The sequence below is a fragment of the Pseudonocardia sp. TMWB2A genome, assembly GCF_017312135.1.
The window spans coordinates 2,245,518-2,264,091 of record NZ_QKQY01000001.1; the positions used below are offsets into that span (position 1 = coordinate 2,245,518).

An 18,574-nucleotide genomic window follows, 5' to 3' on the forward strand; every position below is an offset into this window, starting at 1 on the left:
AAACCCGACTGTTGCCGAAAAGTTTCGTTATGTCAAAAAAACGGCGGATACCCGTCACTCTCTCTTTTCATCGGGCGGCATAATCGTTACATAGGGCCATCCGTCTGTAACAATTTCAGGAGATACTGCTATACGTCCGCCCATGACTTCCCGCCGTCCGCTGGCCCCGCCGCCCAAGTCCGGACCGCGCTATAATGAATTTATTTCCTCGCCCAAGGTCCGCGTAATCGACGATCAGGGCGAAAATCTGGGCGTTATGTTCACGGCAGAAGCGATTGAACAGGCCGCCGATCTGGGGCTTGATCTGGTCGAAGTATCTCCCAATGCCGACCCGCCGGTCGCGAAATTCCTCGACGTCGGCAAATATAAATATGAAGCGCAGAAAAAAGCCAATCTCGCGCGCAAAACCCAGAAGACGCAGGAAATCAAAGAGATTAAAATGCGTCCCAACATCGACGATCATGATTATGAAACGAAGATGAAGGCGGTCGCGAAATTCATCGGCGAAGGGGATAAGGTCAAGATGACCCTGCGCTTCCGTGGCCGCGAGCTGGCGCACCAGCAACTCGGCATGGCGCTGCTCCAGCGCGTGGCCGAAGACACGGCGGAAATCGCCAAGGTCGAAGCCTATCCGCGCATGGAAGGCCGCCAGATGCTGATGGTGCTGTCGCCCAAATAAGCATGGGGATAAAAGCGGCGGGCTTTGGGCCGTCGCATGAGGAAGACACATGAGAAAGGGGCTGTTTTACGGCCCCTTTTTTGTGCGTAGGGTGTGTGCTGCCTGCTGTGTAAGGAACGCCTAAACCTTGTCCGCGCGCACTGCGTTCCGCCGGACAATGGAGCAAAGCAAGACTTGCCAAACCGCAAAAGCGGGTTACACCAACAGGCTCCGGCAGATGTCTGATATGGGAGCGACTTCATCGTTATGACGAGCGTAAGCTCAGCCCCCGCCATTGCCGTGCCCCCCGCGCCGCCGCCTGCTCCACCGACGCCGACGCCGACTCCTGTGGTAACGCCTGGCGCTCTGCCGGACAATGTAGTGCCGGACAGCGCAGTAGCGGATACCGCCGCACCGGATAGCGCCGCGCAAGGCGATTGGGTTGCGGCCCAATATGATCCCGCCCAGTTCGATCAGGCTTATAATAAGGTGCGCGGCATGGGGCAGATCCAATATGATTTCCCTAGCATCAAACCGCCCGACCCGCCGCCCGAATGGCTCGCCAAACTTTTCGAATTTCTGGGCGGGGCGAGCAGCGGCATCCGCTATTTCATCTATGCGCTCGCGGCCTTGCTGCTTCTCTATATTCTATACCGGATATTCCCCGCTTTCCGCATCTGGGTGGACCAGAGATTTGCCCGCACCAGTCCCGATACGGAAGCCGATGCCTGGCAACCCGAAATCAACCGCGCGCGCGCCTTGCTCGAAGAGGCCGAAGCCTTGGCGGCGGAGGGCTATTATGCCGAAGCCGTGCATTTGCTGTTGTGGCGCAGCATCGGGATTATCGGAACCCGCCTGCCCAAATTGCTGAAGCCTTCGCTTACCGCGCGCGATATTGCCCGTGCGCCGGAATTGCCCGACGACGCCCGCGCCGCTTTTGCGACCATTGCCGATGTGGTCGAATTGAGCCTGTTCGGCCGCCGTCCGGTCGACCGTGAAGGCTGGGAGCGGTGCCGCGATGCCTATAGCCGTTTTGCCCAGCGCGAAAATTGGACCAAGCCCAAGGGCGGACGCGCCGGTGATGGTGCCCTTGCCGCAGCGGAGCTTCCGGCATGACGGCGGTAAGCCGCGCGGGCGCGTCGGCCCCGGCATCTTCTGGCGGCGCGTTCGACCCGCGCATCATCCTTGCGGTGATTGTCGCGGGGGCCTTGTCGATTGCGGCCTATACTTTTCTGTCGGCTTATTCGCCCCAGCTTTCGAGCGGCAATAATGGCGGCGCGCACGCCCTATCGAACAGCGCGACGGGTTTTTCCGCGCTCGTCGCGCTCGCCAAGGAAAGCGGCATGGCGAGCAGCGTCCATCGCGATGAAGACGATTCAGGCGAAGGCGCGCTGCTGGTGCTGACCCCCGAATTAGGCACCGAGGCCGATGCGGTCAAAAAACAGATAGAAGCCCATCAGGCCAATGGCCCGACGCTGATCATCCTCCCCAAATGGCTGGTGCAAAAACATCCGGTGCGTCCCGGCTGGGTGCAGCGGTTGGGTGACACGCCCTTCATGTTTTCGAACGAGATTCCCGAGGAATATTGGGGCGTAAAAATGTCGGCCAAGCGCGTGGCGGGCGCAGCGAAGACAGCACAGCCGGTTGCGTCCAGCTTTGATGATGGCAGCGCGCCGGTCCACCTCATCTTGCCGCCCGATTATATCGCGATTGATTGCGCGGCGTGCGAGGACGGGCTGCGTCTGGCAGACGGCAAATATCTGGTCGCGACAAGCTGGCCCGACTATCCGGTGTTCATTCTGGCCGAGCCGGATTTGCTCAACAATTACGGCCTGCGTGACAAGGCGCGCGGCAAGGCGGCGATGGAATTATTGTCGCGCATTGCAAGCTATGGCGATGCCGACCGGCTTGCGTTCGACGTCACCTTGAACGGATTCGGCAAGAAAAAGTCGATCCTGCGTTTCCTGTTCGAACCGCCCTTTCTCGCCGTCACCCTCTGTCTGGTGCTGGCCGCCATCCTTGCAGGCTGGCAGGCGTTCAACCGCTTTGGCCCGCCAGCCCGGCGCGCGCGCGAAATTGCGCTCGGCAAAAATGCGCTGATCGCCAATGGCGCGGAATTGATGAAGCAGGCGGGCAAGGACCATCATGGTGCGGGCGTCTATGCGCGCCATGTGCGCGACCAGTTGGCCAGCGCGCTTAAAGCGCCGTCGGGGCTGGAGGATGAGGCACTCAACCGCTGGCTCGACCGCTTCACGCCAACCAACATGAAAAGTTTTTCGCAACTGATGCACGAAATGACCGGCGCACCGGACGCGGGCGAAATGGTAAAAATTGGCCGGGAAATGAGCCGGTGGAGAAAGGGTGTATTGCGTGAGCATTGAAGCGGTAAAAACATTGGGCAGCACGATCATTGCCGAAGTCGGCAAGGCGGTCGTCGGACAGGAAGATAGCGTTGAAAAGCTGGTCATCGCGCTGTTTTCGGGCGGCCATGTGCTGCTCGAAGGCCCACCGGGGACCGCCAAGACGTTGATGGCGCAAAGTTTTGCCCGCGCGCTCAATCTCGATTTCGGGCGCATCCAGTTCACCCCCGACCTGATGCCGGGCGACATTTTGGGCGCGAACCTGTTCAACTTCCAGACCTCCAGCTTCACCCTCACCAAAGGGCCGATTTTCTGCGAATTGCTGCTCGCCGACGAAATCAACCGCACCCCGCCCAAAACACAGGCTGCCTTGCTGCAAGCGATGCAGGAGCGCGAAATTACCATTGATGGCGACACTTATGGCTTGTCGCCGCGGTTCACCGTGGTTGCCACGCAAAACCCCATCGAACAGCAAGGCGTCTATCCGCTCCCCGAAGCGCAGCTTGACCGCTTCCTGTTCAAACTCGCCATCGGCTATCCCGATGCCGCGGAAGAAAAGCGCATTGTCGCCGCGCATGGCGGGCTGTTCACCAAGATTGACGCGACCAGCTTCGGGGTTGAAGCGGTGACCGATGCCGAGGGCATTGCCGCTGCGATCGAGACCGTGTCCAAGGTCACGCTGGTCGATGAAATTGTCGGCTATATCGTCGATATTGTGCGCGCGACCCGCGAAAGCCCCGACCTTGAAAGCGGTGCAAGCCCTCGCGCGGCAAGCCTGCTCGCCCGCGCCGCCTGCGCCCGCGCGGCGCTGCATGGCCGCGATTATACCATCCCCGATGATGTGAAATTGCTCGCGCCGTCGGTGCTGCGCCACCGCATGATCCTGTCCCCTAGCGCCGAAATTGACGGGCGGCAGATGGATGCGATTGTCGATAATCTGGTCGAAAAGGTCGAGGCCCCGCGGTGATTTACCCCACCGCCCGTCCTATCATGCTTGTTGCCGCAGGGGCGCCGGTTGCTCTTGTCGCGGGTCTGCTGCGCCCCGAATTATGGATTGTCGCGCTCGGCTGGATGATGTTTGTCGCGCTGCTGGTAGCGATTGATGCGTTGACCGGCGCGATCCCCGATCAGGCCGACCTTACCGTGCGTGTGCCGCGCTCGGCGGGGGTCGGACAGGCATTTACGCTGGATGTGACCGCTCGCCATCCCAAAGCGGCGCTCCCCGCCGATACCCATGTCGCGATTGCGCTCGACCAGCGCCTTCAGGCCGATGGCCGGGTCGAAGCCCCGCTCGGCCCTGTGGATAGCCCCGGGGGAAATGATAGCGCCGGGGACAATGGTGGCGACGGGGAAAGCGATGGCGAACGCCATGCGCGCTTTTCGCTGCTCGGTGACCGGCGCGGGGTTGCGAAGATAGAATCGGGCTGGCTGCGCTGGCGCGGCAATTTGGGGATGGTGTGGAAACAGGCTTTTTTCCCGATCAACCGCGATGTCGCGATCACACCCTCCACCCATGCGGTGCATCAGGACGGCATCCGGCTTTTTATGCGCGATGCGATCTTCGGCACGCTCGCCCAGTTGCGCGCCGGGGAAGGCAGCGAATTTGACCGGCTCAAGGAATATCAGCCCGGCATGGACCGGCGCGCGATTGATTGGAAACAATCGGCGCGGCACAATAGCCTGCTGGCCAAGGAATTCCGCACCGAACGCAATAATCGCATCGTGCTGGCGATCGACAGCGGGCGGACGATGTGCGAACCGGTTGATGGCATCCCCAAGGTTGACCGCGCGGTGTCGGCGGCGCTGCTCACCGCCTTTATCGGCCTTAAATCCAATGACCGCATCAGCCTGTTCAGCTTTGCCGGAAAGCCTCAGGTGGCGAGCGGCATTTATTCCAACACCCGCGATTTCGGTGCGCTGCAACGCGCTGCCGCACGGATTGATTACCATTTTGAAGAGACCAATTATACGCTGGGGCTGACGACGCTTGGCGCATCGCTCGACCATCGCTCGCTCATCATCCTGTTCACCGAATTCACCGATCCGACCAGCGCCGAGCTGATGCTCAAATCGGCAGGCCGGCTGGTCAACCGCCATGTGATTTTGTGCATGGTGATGACCGACAAGGAACTGGACGCGGAAATCGCGCGCACCCCCGAAAGCGCCGGCGATATTACCCGCGCCAATATGGCCGCCGAAATGCAGCGCGACCGCAAAATCACCATTTCGCGGTTGCGGCGCATGGGCGTCCATGTGGTCGAAGCGCCGCATGATGCGATGAACGCCAAGCTGGTCGATGCCTATCTCACCATCAAGCGGAGGAACCTGATTTGAGCGACAGCCGCACCGCCGATCTCAGTTTTTCGACCGCCCGTTTCCGCGAGGAGCGCGAGGCCGACTGGGAAGAGTTTGACCGGCTGCTCACACGGCTGGAAAAAGGGTCGGCGCGCTCGTTGACCGACGAAGAATTGCTGCGCCTCCCCGCGCTCTATCGCGCCACTTTATCGTCGCTGTCGATTGCGCGCGCGACCAGCCTTGACCGCGCGATGCTCGATTATCTCGAAGGCCTCTCTCTGCGCGGTTATTTCCTGCTCTATGGCGTGCGCGAATCGACCAGTGCGCGCATGGGCAAATTTTTCCGCGAAGATTGGCCGCGCGCGGTGCGGGGCTTGTGGAAAGAGGTGCTGGTCTCGTTCGGCGTGATGCTGCTCGCGGTGCTGGCGGGCTATTGGCTGGTGAGCGCGGACCCGCAATGGTATCATGTGCTGATGTCCGAGGATATGGCGCAAGGCCGCACGCCGGAAGCCTCGCGCGCAGAGCTTGCCGACACGCTCAAGGCCGAAGCGCAATCGGGCCTCGAAATTTTCGCGACCATGTTGTTCACCCATAATAGCCAAGTGTCGATCATGGCGTTTGCGCTCGGCTTTGCCTTTGGCATCCCGACGCTGGTGCTGCTTTTTTATAACGGTATCACGTTGGGAGCGATGATTGCGGTGTTTGTGCGGGCCGGATTGGGCGTGGAATTTGGCGGCTGGTTGTCTATCCACGGCACGACCGAATTTTTCGCGATAGTGTTGGCGGGCGCGGCGGGGTTGCGGATCGGCACCGCCGTCGCCTTCCCCGGCGCGCATGACCGCCTCCACGCCGCATCGGTTGCGGGGCGCAGTTCGGCGACAGTGATGATCGGGGTGGTCATCATGCTGCTTTGCGCAGGATTGCTCGAAGGGTTCGGGCGGCAATTGGTCGGTTCGACAGGGCTGCGTTATGCGATTGGCGGGATGATGCTGTTTTTCTGGCTCACCTATTTCTATTTGCCGCGCGGGCGCAAAAATCCGGCAGACGCGCGTGCCGATAAGCGGCCACGGCTTTTGCCCGGAGGGGCGGCCTGATGGCAGTCTCCACCGGCAAGGACAAAAAGCGGCGCGACTTTATCACGCCCGAAGGGGTCGCGCTCAGCCTCAATATCGCCAGCGCAGGATCGCGGCTGGCGGCGCTGATGATTGACCTCATCCTGATTGTGCTTGTGCTGATTGCCATGTCGGTGGCGGCGGCTTTCACCTTGAACCAATCCCAATCGACCGTCGCGATCATCTGGATGCTCGGCTTTTTCGTGCTGCGCAACGGCTATTTCCTCTGGTTCGAACTGGGCAAGCGCGCCGCGACGCCGGGCAAGCGGCTGGTCGGTATCCGTGTTGTCGCGCGCGATGGCGGGCGGTTGACCGCCGATGCCGTGGTCGCGCGCAACCTGATGCGCGAACTGGAAATCTTCCTGCCGCTGACCTTTCTGGCGGTGGACGGCTCCGAAGGCACGCTGGGCGGGGCGATGATGGTGCTGGGCCTAATCTGGTCACTGTGCCTCAGCCTGTTCCTGCTTTTCAACAAGGACCGGATGCGGATGGGCGATCTGATTGCGGGGACATGGGTGGTCGATGATAACCGCCGCAAGCTCAAACAGACATTGCTGTCTGTCGCGACCGACGAGCGGCTGGTTTTCACTCGCGAAGAATTGTCGGTCTATGGCATTTACGAGCTACAGGAACTGGAGCGCATCGTGCGCGAACGCGACCCCAAGGCGATGGCGGCGGTCGCGGGCACCATCCGCCAGAAAATCGGCCGCACGCTAGCGCAGGAAAGCGACGAGGATTTCCTCAACGTCTATTACACCGCGCTGCGCGCGCAGCTCGAGCGCGATTTATTGTTCGGCAAACGGCGCGAGAATAAGTTTCAGCCGGTGCAGTGAGGGGACAAGGTTTAAGCCGGGGAATATCTTTTACGCTGACAGACCCACCCCTAACCCCTCCCGCGTGCGAGTGAACGAGATTATGCCCCCGGCATAATCTGAAACTGCTGGGGGCAGTTTCAAGTTCACTGGGCAACGGAGCCTTAATGAGCGTTAGCGAATTTAGGCGAGTGGGGAGGGCATTGGTTTAAGCCGTGTTTTGCGGACAGACCCACCCCCACCCCCGACCCCGAAAGCGGGAGGGGAGATTTACCACCTATCTGTCCCCGGCCGCCCCGATTGCCAATCCGCGATGCGCCTTAGAGTGGCGGGGGAGGTTTCGGGCGGGAGGGCGTCCAACGGGAAATAGCGCGCCTCGACCAATTCCTTTGCGTCAATCTGCGGTGCGCCTTCGACCCGTGCGGTGAAAAGCGCGACATTATCCTGCTTGCCTTCGGCCTGCGTGAAATAATGGCCGAACAGGTTGAGGTCATGTGCGACCAGTGCAGTTTCTTCCATCAATTCGCGCGGCGCGGCCTGCGCAGCCGTTTCGCCGCGGTCGATCGCGCCGCCGGGGAGCATCCACGCTTCCTGATTGCCATAAGCATGGCGCACGAGCAGCAACGCGCCCGCATCGTTAAACGCCATCAGCTTGACACCATAGCGTTTGGCGCCCGTCACCCGCCAATAAAAGCGCATCAGCGGAAAGCCGATGCGATAGAGGCTTTGGCGTAAGGCGCGCACCGACAGACTTTCTATACTTTGGTTTGCGGCGGTAGAGTGGCGGGCGCAAAGCTGCCCGTCTGCGCGCGCGCCCAATTATCGGCATAATAAGGCCAGGGGCAGCTTCCGTCGATAAGCTGGCCGGGTTGGAGGAAGCGGTGGATCTGGTCGAACTGGCGGATCTGGTTCGAGCTCATCCGGTGGACAATATGGTAAGGCTGCAATTCGTCCGGATGGGTGAGGCCGGTGGCGGCGAGCATATGCGCAAGCGCCTCGACCGTTTTCTTGTGGAACATATGGACGCGCTCGGCCTTGTCGGGAACGACGAGCGCGCGCTGGCGGGTCTGGTCCTGTGTCGCAACGCCGGTCGGGCAGCGATTGGTGTGGCAACTGCGCGACTGGATACAGCCCAAGGCGAACATGAAACCGCGCGCCGAATTGCACCAATCCGCACCAATCGCCAGCACATGCGCGGCATCAAAGGCCGAGGTAATCTTGCCCGCAACGCCGATTTTGATACGGTCGCGCACCCCGGCGCCCACCAGCGTATTATGGACGAACAGCAAGCCTTCGCGCATCGGCGTTCCGATATGGTCGGAAAACTCGACCGGCGACGCGCCGGTGCCGCCTTCCGCGCCATCGACCACGACAAAATCGGGAATGATGCCGGTTTCGAGCATCGCTTTGACAATGCCCATAAACTCCCACGGTTGCCCGATGCACAATTTGAAGCCGACCGGCTTGCCGCCCGACAGGCGGCGCAATTCGGCGATGAAGCCCATCATTTCAAGCGGCGTGGTAAAGGCCGAATGGGAAGCGGGCGACACGCAATCGACGCCCATCGGCACATGGCGGGTTTCAGCAATTTCGCGCGTGATTTTCTTGGCAGGCAAAATGCCGCCATGCCCCGGCTTTGCGCCTTGGCTCAATTTGATTTCGATCATCTTGACCTGCGGGTCGGTCGCCTGGCGCGCGAAAAGTTCGGGGTCGAATTTGCCCTCGGCGTCGCGGCAGCCGAAATAACCGCTCCCCAATTCCCAGCATAAATCACCGCCAAATTCGCGGTGATAGGGGCTGATACTGCCCTCGCCGGTATCATGATAAAAGCCGCCCATTTTTGCGCCTTTGTTGAGCGCGCGGATCGCATTGGCGGACAGCGACCCGAAACTCATCGCGGAAATATTGAACACGCTTGCCGAATAAGGCTGGCTGCACTGGTCATTGCCGATCAGCGTGCGATAGCCCGCCGGGTCCACCGCGTCCGCCGGACGGTTGGAGTGGAGCATATATTCATACCCCTCCTCATAGACATCTTCCAATGTGCCGAACGGAATATCGTCATTTTCCTTTTTGGCGCGGCTATAGACGAGGCTGCGCTGGAGGCGCGAAAAGGGCATCGCCTCTTTTTCATCCTCGATCAGATATTGGCGGATTTCGGGGCGTATCGCTTCGACCAGCCAGCGGATATGGCCGATCAGCGGATAGTTGCGCAGCACCGCATGTTCGCTCTGCACCAGATCCCATATCCCGCGCAGGACCAAGAGGCCGCTTATGACGATCGCGCCAATCCCCAACAGGCTGTCCGGTTGCCACCAGAGCAGCCCCAAAAAAGCGGCTACGATAAGGAGAAAGACGGTATAACGGCCGAGATGGAATTCGGGCATCGGGCATCCAGTTGCAAAAGGACGGGAAACCTGTGTCATAGCTTCCTGCACGGGACACGCCAAGGGGCTGGACAAAAGGGGGTTTCCTCCGCCAGACAGAGGCCAAGCGAAGAAATAGAGTGGACCGGCCCATATAAGGCCGCTGCGATTGGAGGCAGAATTTGGATATGACTTGCAAGGCTTGCGGCGCAACGATCCCGTCCGGTGCGCGCTTTTGTCCATCCTGCGGGGCCGCTATCGTGTCAGCACCCGCGCCCACCGCGCCGCCGCCGCCCGAACAGGATTCGGGCTATGCGCGCTTTTATGATGAAGACGCGCCCAAGGCCCCGCCTGCACCGCCTGCTGAACCTGCCGCGCCGGTGACGCCGCTATCCGCGCCAGTGACACCGCCGCCCGCACAGCCCCAAGTCCCCGCGCCGGGCTTTGCAGCAGCACCGCCGCCCCCGCCGCCACCACCACCGCCCTATCAACCGCCCGCGTATGGCCAGCCGTCGGACACGCCCGTCCCGCCGCCTTATGCGCCCGAACCGGTGGCCGAAAGCCCCAACCGCTTGCCGTGGATTTTGGGTGGGATTGCGCTCATCGCGGTCGCGCTTGCGGCGCTCTATGGCATTATGAGCGACGGGCCGAGCCTCAAGCCGATTGACGATAAAACGCTCGCCGAACAATCGTCCGAAGGGACGGAAGCGACGCCTGAAGAACCCACCATCGTCAAGCCCGCCGAAAGCCTGTTTGTCGCCGCCGAAGCCAATGTGCGAGACAAGCCGACCGTGACGGGATCGAAAATCACCCGTAAAATCGCGCGGGCCAGCGCCATTACCGGCGATGTGGTCGCGGGCGAAAAAGGCGATCAATGGCTGCGCATCGCGGGCACCAATGAATATGTGAGCCTCATCAACCTGACCAACACCGCGCTCCCCGCGCTGGTCAGCAGCGACACGATGGACGCGACCATCCGCGCCAAATGTCCGGTATTGACCCAGCCTAATGCGGGCGCGCCGGTCAAGCTCACCTTGCAAACGGGCGCGAAGATCAAGATTACCGGCCTGACGGCGGGCGATTATGCCGAATTTGCGCTGCCCAAAGGCGGGGTCGGCTATGTGCCGGATGGCGGCGATGCCTGCCTCATCCCGCCGGAAGTCGCCCCCGTGCCGACCGGATCGTCGGGCGATTATGCCCCGCCGGGCAGCGATAATTTCGACGAACCCGCACCGGACGACGAAGAAGGGTGAGTGACCGCTTTCATCATGTCGCCCAGCGGCGCAAGCTTATCGACCGGCGCGCGCTGGTCGAGGTGCTGGACGAGCTGGGCGCGGATGAACGCAGCGTCGCGCAAAAAAGACAGGCGCTGGTCGTCATCCTGCGTGATGCGCTCAAAAGCGGGACGGTGGAGATTGCGGCGCGTCTGGACACCCACCCGTCCGCTGGGCATCAGGCCGCGGCGGCGCAGGCTTTCCTGATCGACCAACTTATCCGCCTGCTTTATGATTTCACGGTCAAATGGCTCTATCCCAATAATAATCCGACGTCCGCAGAGCGCATCACCATCATTGCGGTGGGCGGTTACGGGCGCGGTGAAATGGCGCCCTATAGCGATGTCGATATCGGCTTCCTGATCCCGTGGAAGCCGACCGGCTGGACCGAACAGGTCATCGAATCCATGCTTTATGTGTTGTGGGATATGGGGCTGAAGGTCGGGCAATCGGTGCGCTCGCTCGACGAAATGATACGCATGGCACAAAGCGATTTGACCGCGCGCACCGCCTTGCTGGAGGCCCGCTATGTGTGGGGCGATGAAACGCTCTACAAGGAAGCCTCGCTGCGCTTTGACAGCGAAATTGTCAAAGGCACGGGCAAGCAATTTGTCGCCGACAAGCTGGCCGAACGCGACGAGCGCCACAAACGCATGGGCGATAGCCGCTATGTCGTCGAACCCAATGTCAAGGAAGGCAAGGGGGGCCTGCGCGATCTCCACACTTTATTCTGGATCGGCAAATATGTGTTCCAGGTCAAAAGCGTTGCCGAACTGGTGCCCGCGGGATTGCTCACCGAACAGGAGTTGCGCCAATTTACCCGCGCGGAAAATTTCCTGTGGGCGGTGCGCTGCCATCTCCACCTCATCACCCGCCGCGCCGAGGACCGGCTGACCTTCGATGTGCAGCGCGAATTGGCCGCGCGGATGCGCTATGCAGACAGGCCCGGCAAATCGGCGGTCGAACGCTTCATGCAGCATTATTTCCTGCAAGCCAAAATGGTCGGCGATCTGACCGGCGTGTTCCTGGCGCACCTTGATGACCAGCTCGCCAAAAAAGGCGCGCGCTTCATGCCGAGCATCATCACCAATTTCCGCCGCAGGCCCGGCAAGCTTAACGGCTTTGTGCTGGACCGGGGGCGGCTTTCCATCCCCGACGATGCGTTTTTCGCGAGCGATCCGGTGCGGATGGTCGAACTGTTCCAGCTTGCCGACAAGCATGGGCTGGAAATCCACCCGCAAGCGATGCGCGCCGCCGCGCGTGATGCCAAGCTGATCGACAATGATGTGCGCGACGACCCGCGCGCCAATGCCTTGTTCATGGATGTGCTGTGCAGCCGCCGCGACCCCGAAACCGTGCTGCGCTGGATGAATGAAGCGACTGTATTTGGCCGTTTTGTGCCCGATTTCGGCCGCGTCGTCGCACAGATGCAATTCGACATGTATCACCATTATACGGTCGATGAACATTCGATCCGCGCGATTGGCCTGTTGTCCCGCATCGAGCGCGGCGAATTTCATGAAGACCATCCGCTCGCGACCGCCATCTTCTCGCAACTCGCCTCGCGCCGCGTGATTTTCGTCGCCGTCTTGCTGCACGACATCGCCAAAGGGCGGCGCGGCGACCATAGTGTTTTGGGCGCGGAAGTCGCATTGCGGCTCTGCCCGCGCCTTGGCCTGACCCCTGCCGAAACCGAAACGGTAAGCTGGCTGGTGCGCTATCATCTGCTGATGTCCGCGACCGCGTTCAAGCGTGATTTGGCCGATTATAAGACCATCCTCGACTTTGCGCAGGTGGTCGCCTCGCCCGAACGGCTGCGCTTGCTGCTGCTGTTAACGGTGGTCGATATTCGCGCGGTCGGCCCCGGTGTGTGGAATAGCTGGAAGCGGCAATTGCTCACCGAATTATTCGACGCTGGCGAAGAATTGCTGCGTCTGGGCCATAAGGAACGCGGGCGCGAACAACGGATTGCCCAGCGCAAGGAGGCGCTGGAGGCCGAACTTGGCCTGTGCGCCAACGCCTTTGCCGACCATGCCAAGCAATTTCCCGAAAGCTATTGGATTGCCGAAGCGTCCGATGTGATTGCGCAAAATGCGCGGCTCATGCTGTCGGCGGGCGATGCGCCGCTCGCCATTGCCGCGACCGTCTATCCCGATAGGGGCGCGACCCTTGTGCAAGTCTATGCCGCCGACCATCCGGGGCTGTTTTACCGCATTGCGGGTGCGATCCATCTGGCGGGCGGCAATATTATCGACGCGCGCATCCATACGACGCGCAGCGGCATGGCGGTCGATAATTTCTTGGTGCAGGACGCGCACGGCCAACCCTTTGCCGAAGAAAGCCAGCTTGACCGGCTCAAACAGGCGATCGAAGATGCGGTTGCGAGCCGCCACAAAATCACCTCCAAACTGGAAGCCAAACCGCTCGCCCACCCGCGCGCCGAAGCCTTTCATATCGAACCCGCGGTGATGATTACCAACGAAGCGTCGAATCGCTTCACCGTGGTCGAAATCAACACGCGCGACCGCCCGGCCTTGCTCTCCAACCTTGCCCAAGCCTTGTTCGAATCCAAGATCATGGTCCATTCCGCCCATGTCGCCACCTATGGCGAACGCGCGGTCGACACTTTCTATCTGACCGATTTGACAGGCGCGAAAATCGAAAGCCGCCAGCGGTTGGCATCAATGGAAAAACGCCTGCTCGAAGCCGCGACAGGGCCGGGGGAGAAGGCTGAGGCTGCGTGAGGTTTAGTCGCGCGGGTCTGTAATGGATTCACGCTGGGGCGCGAAGATTTTTTTCGGTTCACGCAGAGACGCAGAGGGCGCAGAGATTTGGAATGGCGCGGCGCAAGATGCGGGATATTTCGGAATCCGATATTATTAATTACCGTTCGTGCTGAGTAGGCCGAAGGCCGTATCGAAGCACCTTGTTCCTCCATAACAAGGCCCTTCGATACGCCTCCTACGGAGGCTACTCAGGGCGAACGGAGGAGGGGAAATCTGCGCGTCTCCGCGCCTCTGCGTGCACTGTATCCCTGTCGGCTGCCCCGCTATCGCTGCTTGGGTGGTGGTTGGGGTTCGGGCGGTTTCAAGCTGAAATTGCCCTCGCGGTCGACGGTGACGCCGACTGCCTGCCCTCCAACCTTGGTTTCAAGGTCGATGCTGCCATTGGGGTTGATTTTCATGCTCGGCTTTTCGACGGGAAGTTCGCCGGGGATGCGCCGAATATCGACGTCGGGGACCGGAATGTCGAGCGGACTGTCCGGCAAGCCGAACGGCGCATCGGGGAGCGGCTTGGGCTTGGGCGCAACAAAGGCGCGCGCGCCCTTCACCGCCTGCATCATGAAATCCTTCCAGATGCGCGCGGGCAGGCCGCCGCCCGAAATCCCCTTGATCGGGCTATTATCGTCATTGCCGACCCAAACGCCGACGACCAGATCGCCCGCATAGCCGACGAACAGAGCATCGCGGCTGTCCTGACTGGTGCCGGTCTTGCCGAAAGCGGGGACCGCAAGCCTTGCCGCGCGGCCCGTGCCGCTATCGACCACGGCCTTTAACAATTCTTCCATATCCTTGTGGGTGGCCGAGCGGAAACTGCTTTCGCGCCCGAACAGGCTCGCGATAAGGCCCGGTTCTTCCACCGCGATGGCGTGGGGGGTGAGCGGCCAGCGATTGCTCGCAACGCCCGCATAGGCCGCCGTCAGTTCGAGCAAGGTCACGGTCGAGGTGCCAAGCGCGGTGCTCGGCTGGTCGACAATCGGGCTTTTGATGCCAAGGTCGCGCGCGGCCTCGATCACCGCCTTGCCGCCCACCTCTTCATAAAGGCGCACCGCCGCGACATTGGAGGATTTGGCAAACGCCTGTTTGAGCGTGATGTCTTTGCCATAGCTGTTGCCGTAATTTTTCGGACGATAATCGCCGCTGGTGATCGGTGCGTCCGACACCGGATCATCGGGCGATTTACCCGCGCGCAAGGCGGCCAGATAGGTGAACAGCTTGAAGGTCGAACCCGGCTGGCGCTTGGCCTGTGTCACACGGTTAAAGGTCGATTCCTTGTAACTGCGCCCGCCAATCATCGCGACGACTTCGCCATTGGGGCGCATCGCGACCAGCGCAACCTGCGCCTTGCCCAGCCCTGCGCCATTGACCGCGCGCGCCGCCGCCGCCTGTAACCGCGCATCGAGCGTGGTTTTGACCCGCTGTTCGGTATAGCCTTCCTCGGCCATATCGCGCACTTGCGGCGTTGCCCAATCGGCAAAATAGGTGCCGCTCTGGGTGAAGGCCTTGTTGGACAGGTCCAGCGTTGCAGGACGCAGCCGCGCGCGTTCGGCGGCGGTCAGATATTTGGCATCGACCATCGCGCCCATCACCACTTTGGAACGGGTCTGCGCGCCTTTCAGATTTTTGGTGGGCGCAAGCCGCGACGGGGCCTTGACCATTCCGGCCAGCATCGCGGCTTGCGGCACGGTCAGCTTTTCAGGCTTGCGGTTGAAATAATGGAGCGAGGCCGCGCGCAGGCCATATACATTGTCGCCAAAATAGACGTTCGACAGATAGCGTTCCAGGATTTCATCCTTGGTGAGCCAGCCTTCGAGCCAGAAAGCGATGAGCAGTTCACGCAGCTTGCGGCCCATATTGCGCTCGTAATTAAGATAGGTGATTTTGGCGAGCTGCTGCGTAATCGTCGATCCGCCCTGCCGCGATCCGCCGCCGATATTGCTCCACAAAGCACGCGCAATGCCGATCGGGTCCATGCCGAAATGGGCATAAAAGCGCCGGTCCTCAATGGCGAGAAACGCTTCGGTCACGTGCGGCGGCAATTCCTTGACGGTGACCGGCTTGTCGATAATCGCGCCGTTACGCGCAATCACCGATCCGTCGCTTGCGAGCAAGGTGAGGCGCGGCGGCGCAATCGGCTGCGCAGTCTGGGACGGCGGCGCGGCGATGGAAAGCCAAGCGATGCACAGGATGAGCAGCACCAGTCCGACAAGCGCAAGCCGCTTCAGCCATTTGAGCCGCCAAGGCCAGGGCGAGGGTTTGGGGTCGGGTGTCGGGTCGAGCCACAGCGCACCGCTATCCGATGCGGGCGGCGGCGGCGGCGGCGGAGAGGTTGAGCCGCTGTCACGGTCGGGGCGCTTGAGGATCGCCGACGGGCGCGGCGGCCATAGTTTCGCTTCGCTCTTGGGGGCAGATGCAGCGGCGGGCGCGGGCGGAGCCGTTGGCGCGGACGCCTGAGGGGCCGGCGCGGGCGGCTGACGTCTTGCCGCCGCTGGCCATACGCCCTTGCCAGCCTGTTCCGCCTCTATTTCGGCTTCCAGTTCGCGCAGACGTTGCCGCCGCGCTTCGGCCTCGCGCTCGATCCAGTGGGTTGGCGGCGGGGGCGGGGGCGTGGCTGAGGGGGAAGGCGTCGGTTCCAGATCTTCGGGCTGCAACGGGCCTTTGCGCCAGTCTGGGCGGTTGGCACCGCGATGCGGCGGCGGCGTTTGCGGTTCATCCTCTGGCGCGGACGGCGCCGGACGCGGTTCCTCACAGCGGTCCTGCGGCACCCCGCCATAGCCTTCGGGCAGGTCGGCATAAGGGTTGGAAGGCGTATCGTTGCGCGCGTCGTCAGTCATTCTTCGAGCTGTATTACATCAGTATAACGCAAAAAGGGAGAGAAATTTTACGCTTTGATGACCCGCCTGCCCTTTTCCGGTTGAACATGGCATGGATGGGCGGCGTTGCTATGACGATTTGCGGATAAATAAAGGACAGGACAAGCCTTATTGCCTGTCCGCAGCGGCGGCTTTCTGCGCAGGGGCAGCTTTACCCGCAGCGGCGGCTTTATCCGCAGGCGCTGCTTTTCCGGCGGGCGGCGCGGCTTCGGTGCCGGGGGCGGCTTCATACTCGATGCCGAGCGAATCCGCGACCGCGCGGTAAGCCTCGCGCCGCTTGGCATTATCCTCATTTGCCTGTTTGGCGCGTTCCAGCCAATCCTTTTCGACATCGGCCTGACTGCGGTCGAGCGGCCAGCTTTCGACATAGATGATGCTCGGCCCTTGCGGCTCGGGGATGAGACTGCGGTAAATCACATACATGACGACCGCCGGAATGGTGATCGCAAGGCCCATGCTCGCCCAGCGGTGTGGGCGGTCTTCCTTCACATAATTCCACAGGTCGGCAATCGCGCCGAGATGGTCGCGCGGGCTGCGGTCGTCCTCCGCGTCGGGCCGGAAAAATTTCATGGGGCTTAAATAGGCAGGATGGGAATGCATTACCAGTATTTCCCTTCATCGCTATGCTGCTTGCGGGCCGTCTTGCACATTGCGGGTAAGGACGGGCGGGACGGAGAGACGAAAAGGGAGGAACGATCCGTGCCTGACCGTCCCTCCCTTCGCTATGCGGGCGCTTTTGCCCCCGCCCACTTTTCAAGCCTGGAGGAGAGGATCAGGCCTGATCAAGACGGAACACAACGCTGGTCGTGAACCATTCTTCCTGCGCCACGCCGTCGCGCGTGGCCGGTTTGAAACGCCAGCTCCCCATCGCCTGCCGCCGCGTCGCTTCGGCAAAGGCGGGGTCGGTGGCCGACAGGATTTCCACCTGTTTGACGCGCCCGTCGGTGCCGACCAGCACTTTCACCGAAACTCGGCCTTCTTTCTCCAGCCGCTGCATCGCGGCGGGATAGTCGGGCTGGAACGCGCGCGCATATTTGGGATCGCGCATCACTTTGGTGATAACCGGGTCCGCAGCAACGGGCGGCATAGGCGTGGGCGGCGGCACATAGGGCGCAGGGTCAAGATCCTTGCCTATAGTGGGCGTGAACGGCACCGGACCGGGATCCGTCGGTTTGGCGGTAAAGTCGGTGTCAGGCTTTAGATCAATCACCGGCTTCGGCATCGTCATATGCGTGACGGGCTGATGCTCAATCTGTTTGGGTTGCGGTTGGTCGGGTTCAGGCGGCGGCGGCGGTTTGGGCGCGCTGATGGGCTGAAGAATGAGAATCCCCGTTTTTTCCGCAATCACATCGGTATTCATGCTCATCAGGCCCAGCCCGACCAGCGCGACAATCCCGCCGGTGAGCAGCATCGCGGTTGGCGAAAATTTCTGGTCCGCGCCATAGCTATAGCGTTGGTCCGCCAGCGCCCAGTGTGAGACGCCCGCAGACATCACCGCCGTCCGCATCCATTTCTGTTTCCACAGGATAAGTCCCAGCATCCTCTGTCTCCTAACTTAGACCGGAGCGTTAAGTGCGGGGGGCGTTTATGACGCTTATGCCCGCATTTTCGCGCACCGGTCATGCCGGATCATGGCTGGCGGGGTATCGGAATGGAGTCATACAGGCGGTCGCCTCGCCTTTCCTTTTCCCGACCCGGTCCGTCTCGACCATGATCTGATTCGTAACGATATATTATATCATGCGCTTGTCAAGCCTTATGCTGGAGAATGGATAAGGCATGGGACAGGATGCGCGATGCAGGCGCAAAAGAGGGCGTAGTGCGGCATATGGGCGTGGCGCGACATGGGGGCGTGCCGCGAAATGTGCGGGTGGCGCGTCTTGGGGGGCCTAACCGGGATTTGGGCGCGGGATTTGGGCGCGGGATTTGCGGCACGGAACGTAGGGCGCAGAATAGTTGTGTGCGCGTATATGTGATGACAGCGCAGATATAGACCGGACGGGTAAACCAAAATCATTGTTCAAAGGCACAGCCCGAAGACCTG

The 18,574-nt window shown here is 61.2% G+C and carries 14 protein-coding genes and 1 pseudogene; 10 read left to right on the forward strand and 5 right to left on the reverse strand.

Features of this window, described 5'->3' with window-relative positions:
- The first annotated feature begins 142 nt into the window (after positions 1–142).
- From infC to DMP17_RS10425, 7 genes are all read left to right on the forward strand, one after another.
- A complete protein-coding gene (gene infC / locus DMP17_RS10395) occupies positions 143–679 on the forward strand; it encodes a translation initiation factor IF-3 (protein WP_337829010.1) in 537 nt (178 codons plus the stop codon).
- Between the two features lie 360 nt (positions 680–1,039).
- A complete protein-coding gene (locus DMP17_RS10400) occupies positions 1,040–1,774 on the forward strand; it encodes a DUF4129 domain-containing protein (RefSeq protein WP_337829011.1) in 735 nt (244 codons plus the stop codon).
- Entirely contained in the window at positions 1,771–3,039 is a 1,269-nt protein-coding gene (locus DMP17_RS10405) for a hypothetical protein (RefSeq protein WP_337829012.1), read from the forward strand. Before DMP17_RS10400 ends, DMP17_RS10405 begins: the two co-directional genes overlap by 4 nt.
- On the forward strand, positions 3,029–3,985 hold the full coding sequence (locus DMP17_RS10410) for an AAA family ATPase (RefSeq protein ID WP_337829013.1): 957 nt from the start codon (positions 3,029–3,031) through the stop codon (positions 3,983–3,985). Before DMP17_RS10405 ends, DMP17_RS10410 begins: the two co-directional genes overlap by 11 nt.
- A 23-nt stretch (positions 3,986–4,008) precedes the next feature.
- Positions 4,009–5,352, forward strand: coding sequence for a DUF58 domain-containing protein (locus DMP17_RS10415; protein WP_337829014.1), 1,344 nt, complete (start codon positions 4,009–4,011; stop codon positions 5,350–5,352).
- Positions 5,349–6,407, forward strand: coding sequence for a stage II sporulation protein M (locus DMP17_RS10420; RefSeq protein ID WP_337829015.1), 1,059 nt, complete (start codon positions 5,349–5,351; stop codon positions 6,405–6,407). The genes DMP17_RS10415 and DMP17_RS10420 overlap by 4 nt, the downstream gene beginning before the upstream one ends.
- Entirely contained in the window at positions 6,407–7,258 is an 852-nt protein-coding gene (locus DMP17_RS10425; protein ID WP_337829016.1) for an RDD family protein, read from the forward strand. The genes DMP17_RS10420 and DMP17_RS10425 overlap by 1 nt, the downstream gene beginning before the upstream one ends.
- 249 nt (positions 7,259–7,507) lie before the next feature.
- Here the strand turns inward: DMP17_RS10425 and DMP17_RS10430 are convergent, their stop codons facing one another.
- On the reverse strand, positions 7,508–7,981 hold the full coding sequence (locus DMP17_RS10430) for an NUDIX domain-containing protein (RefSeq protein WP_337829017.1): 474 nt from the start codon (positions 7,979–7,981) through the stop codon (positions 7,508–7,510).
- An 11-nt stretch (positions 7,982–7,992) separates the two neighbouring features.
- Positions 7,993–9,624, reverse strand: coding sequence for an FMN-binding glutamate synthase family protein (locus DMP17_RS10435; RefSeq protein ID WP_337829018.1), 1,632 nt, complete (start codon positions 9,622–9,624; stop codon positions 7,993–7,995).
- Between the two features lie 167 nt (positions 9,625–9,791).
- On the opposite strand from DMP17_RS10435, the pseudogene DMP17_RS46370 reads away from it, so the two are divergent.
- From DMP17_RS46370 to DMP17_RS10445, 3 genes and pseudogenes are all read left to right on the forward strand, one after another.
- Positions 9,792–9,857, forward strand: a pseudogene (locus DMP17_RS46370) (zinc-ribbon domain-containing protein); the annotation flags it as partial.
- A gap of 6 nt (positions 9,858–9,863) precedes the next feature.
- Positions 9,864–10,856, forward strand: a complete 993-nt coding sequence (locus DMP17_RS10440; protein WP_337829019.1) for a hypothetical protein — start codon at positions 9,864–9,866, stop codon at positions 10,854–10,856.
- On the forward strand, positions 10,853–13,621 hold the full coding sequence (locus DMP17_RS10445) for a [protein-PII] uridylyltransferase (protein WP_337829020.1): 2,769 nt from the start codon (positions 10,853–10,855) through the stop codon (positions 13,619–13,621). The genes DMP17_RS10440 and DMP17_RS10445 overlap by 4 nt, the downstream gene beginning before the upstream one ends.
- Before the next feature lie 305 nt (positions 13,622–13,926).
- Here DMP17_RS10445 and DMP17_RS10450 read toward each other — a convergent pair whose 3' ends face one another.
- From DMP17_RS10450 to DMP17_RS10460, 3 genes are all read right to left on the reverse strand, one after another.
- Positions 13,927–16,491: a transglycosylase domain-containing protein gene (locus DMP17_RS10450; RefSeq protein ID WP_337829021.1), complete on the reverse strand. Its 2,565-nt coding sequence runs from the start codon at positions 16,489–16,491 to the stop codon at positions 13,927–13,929.
- A gap of 147 nt (positions 16,492–16,638) precedes the next feature.
- Positions 16,639–17,100: a hypothetical protein gene (locus DMP17_RS10455; RefSeq protein ID WP_337829022.1), complete on the reverse strand. Its 462-nt coding sequence runs from the start codon at positions 17,098–17,100 to the stop codon at positions 16,639–16,641.
- A gap of 202 nt (positions 17,101–17,302) precedes the next feature.
- Positions 17,303–18,070: an energy transducer TonB gene (locus tag DMP17_RS10460; protein WP_337829023.1), complete on the reverse strand. Its 768-nt coding sequence runs from the start codon at positions 18,068–18,070 to the stop codon at positions 17,303–17,305.
- Between the last annotated feature and the right edge of the window lie 504 nt (positions 18,071–18,574).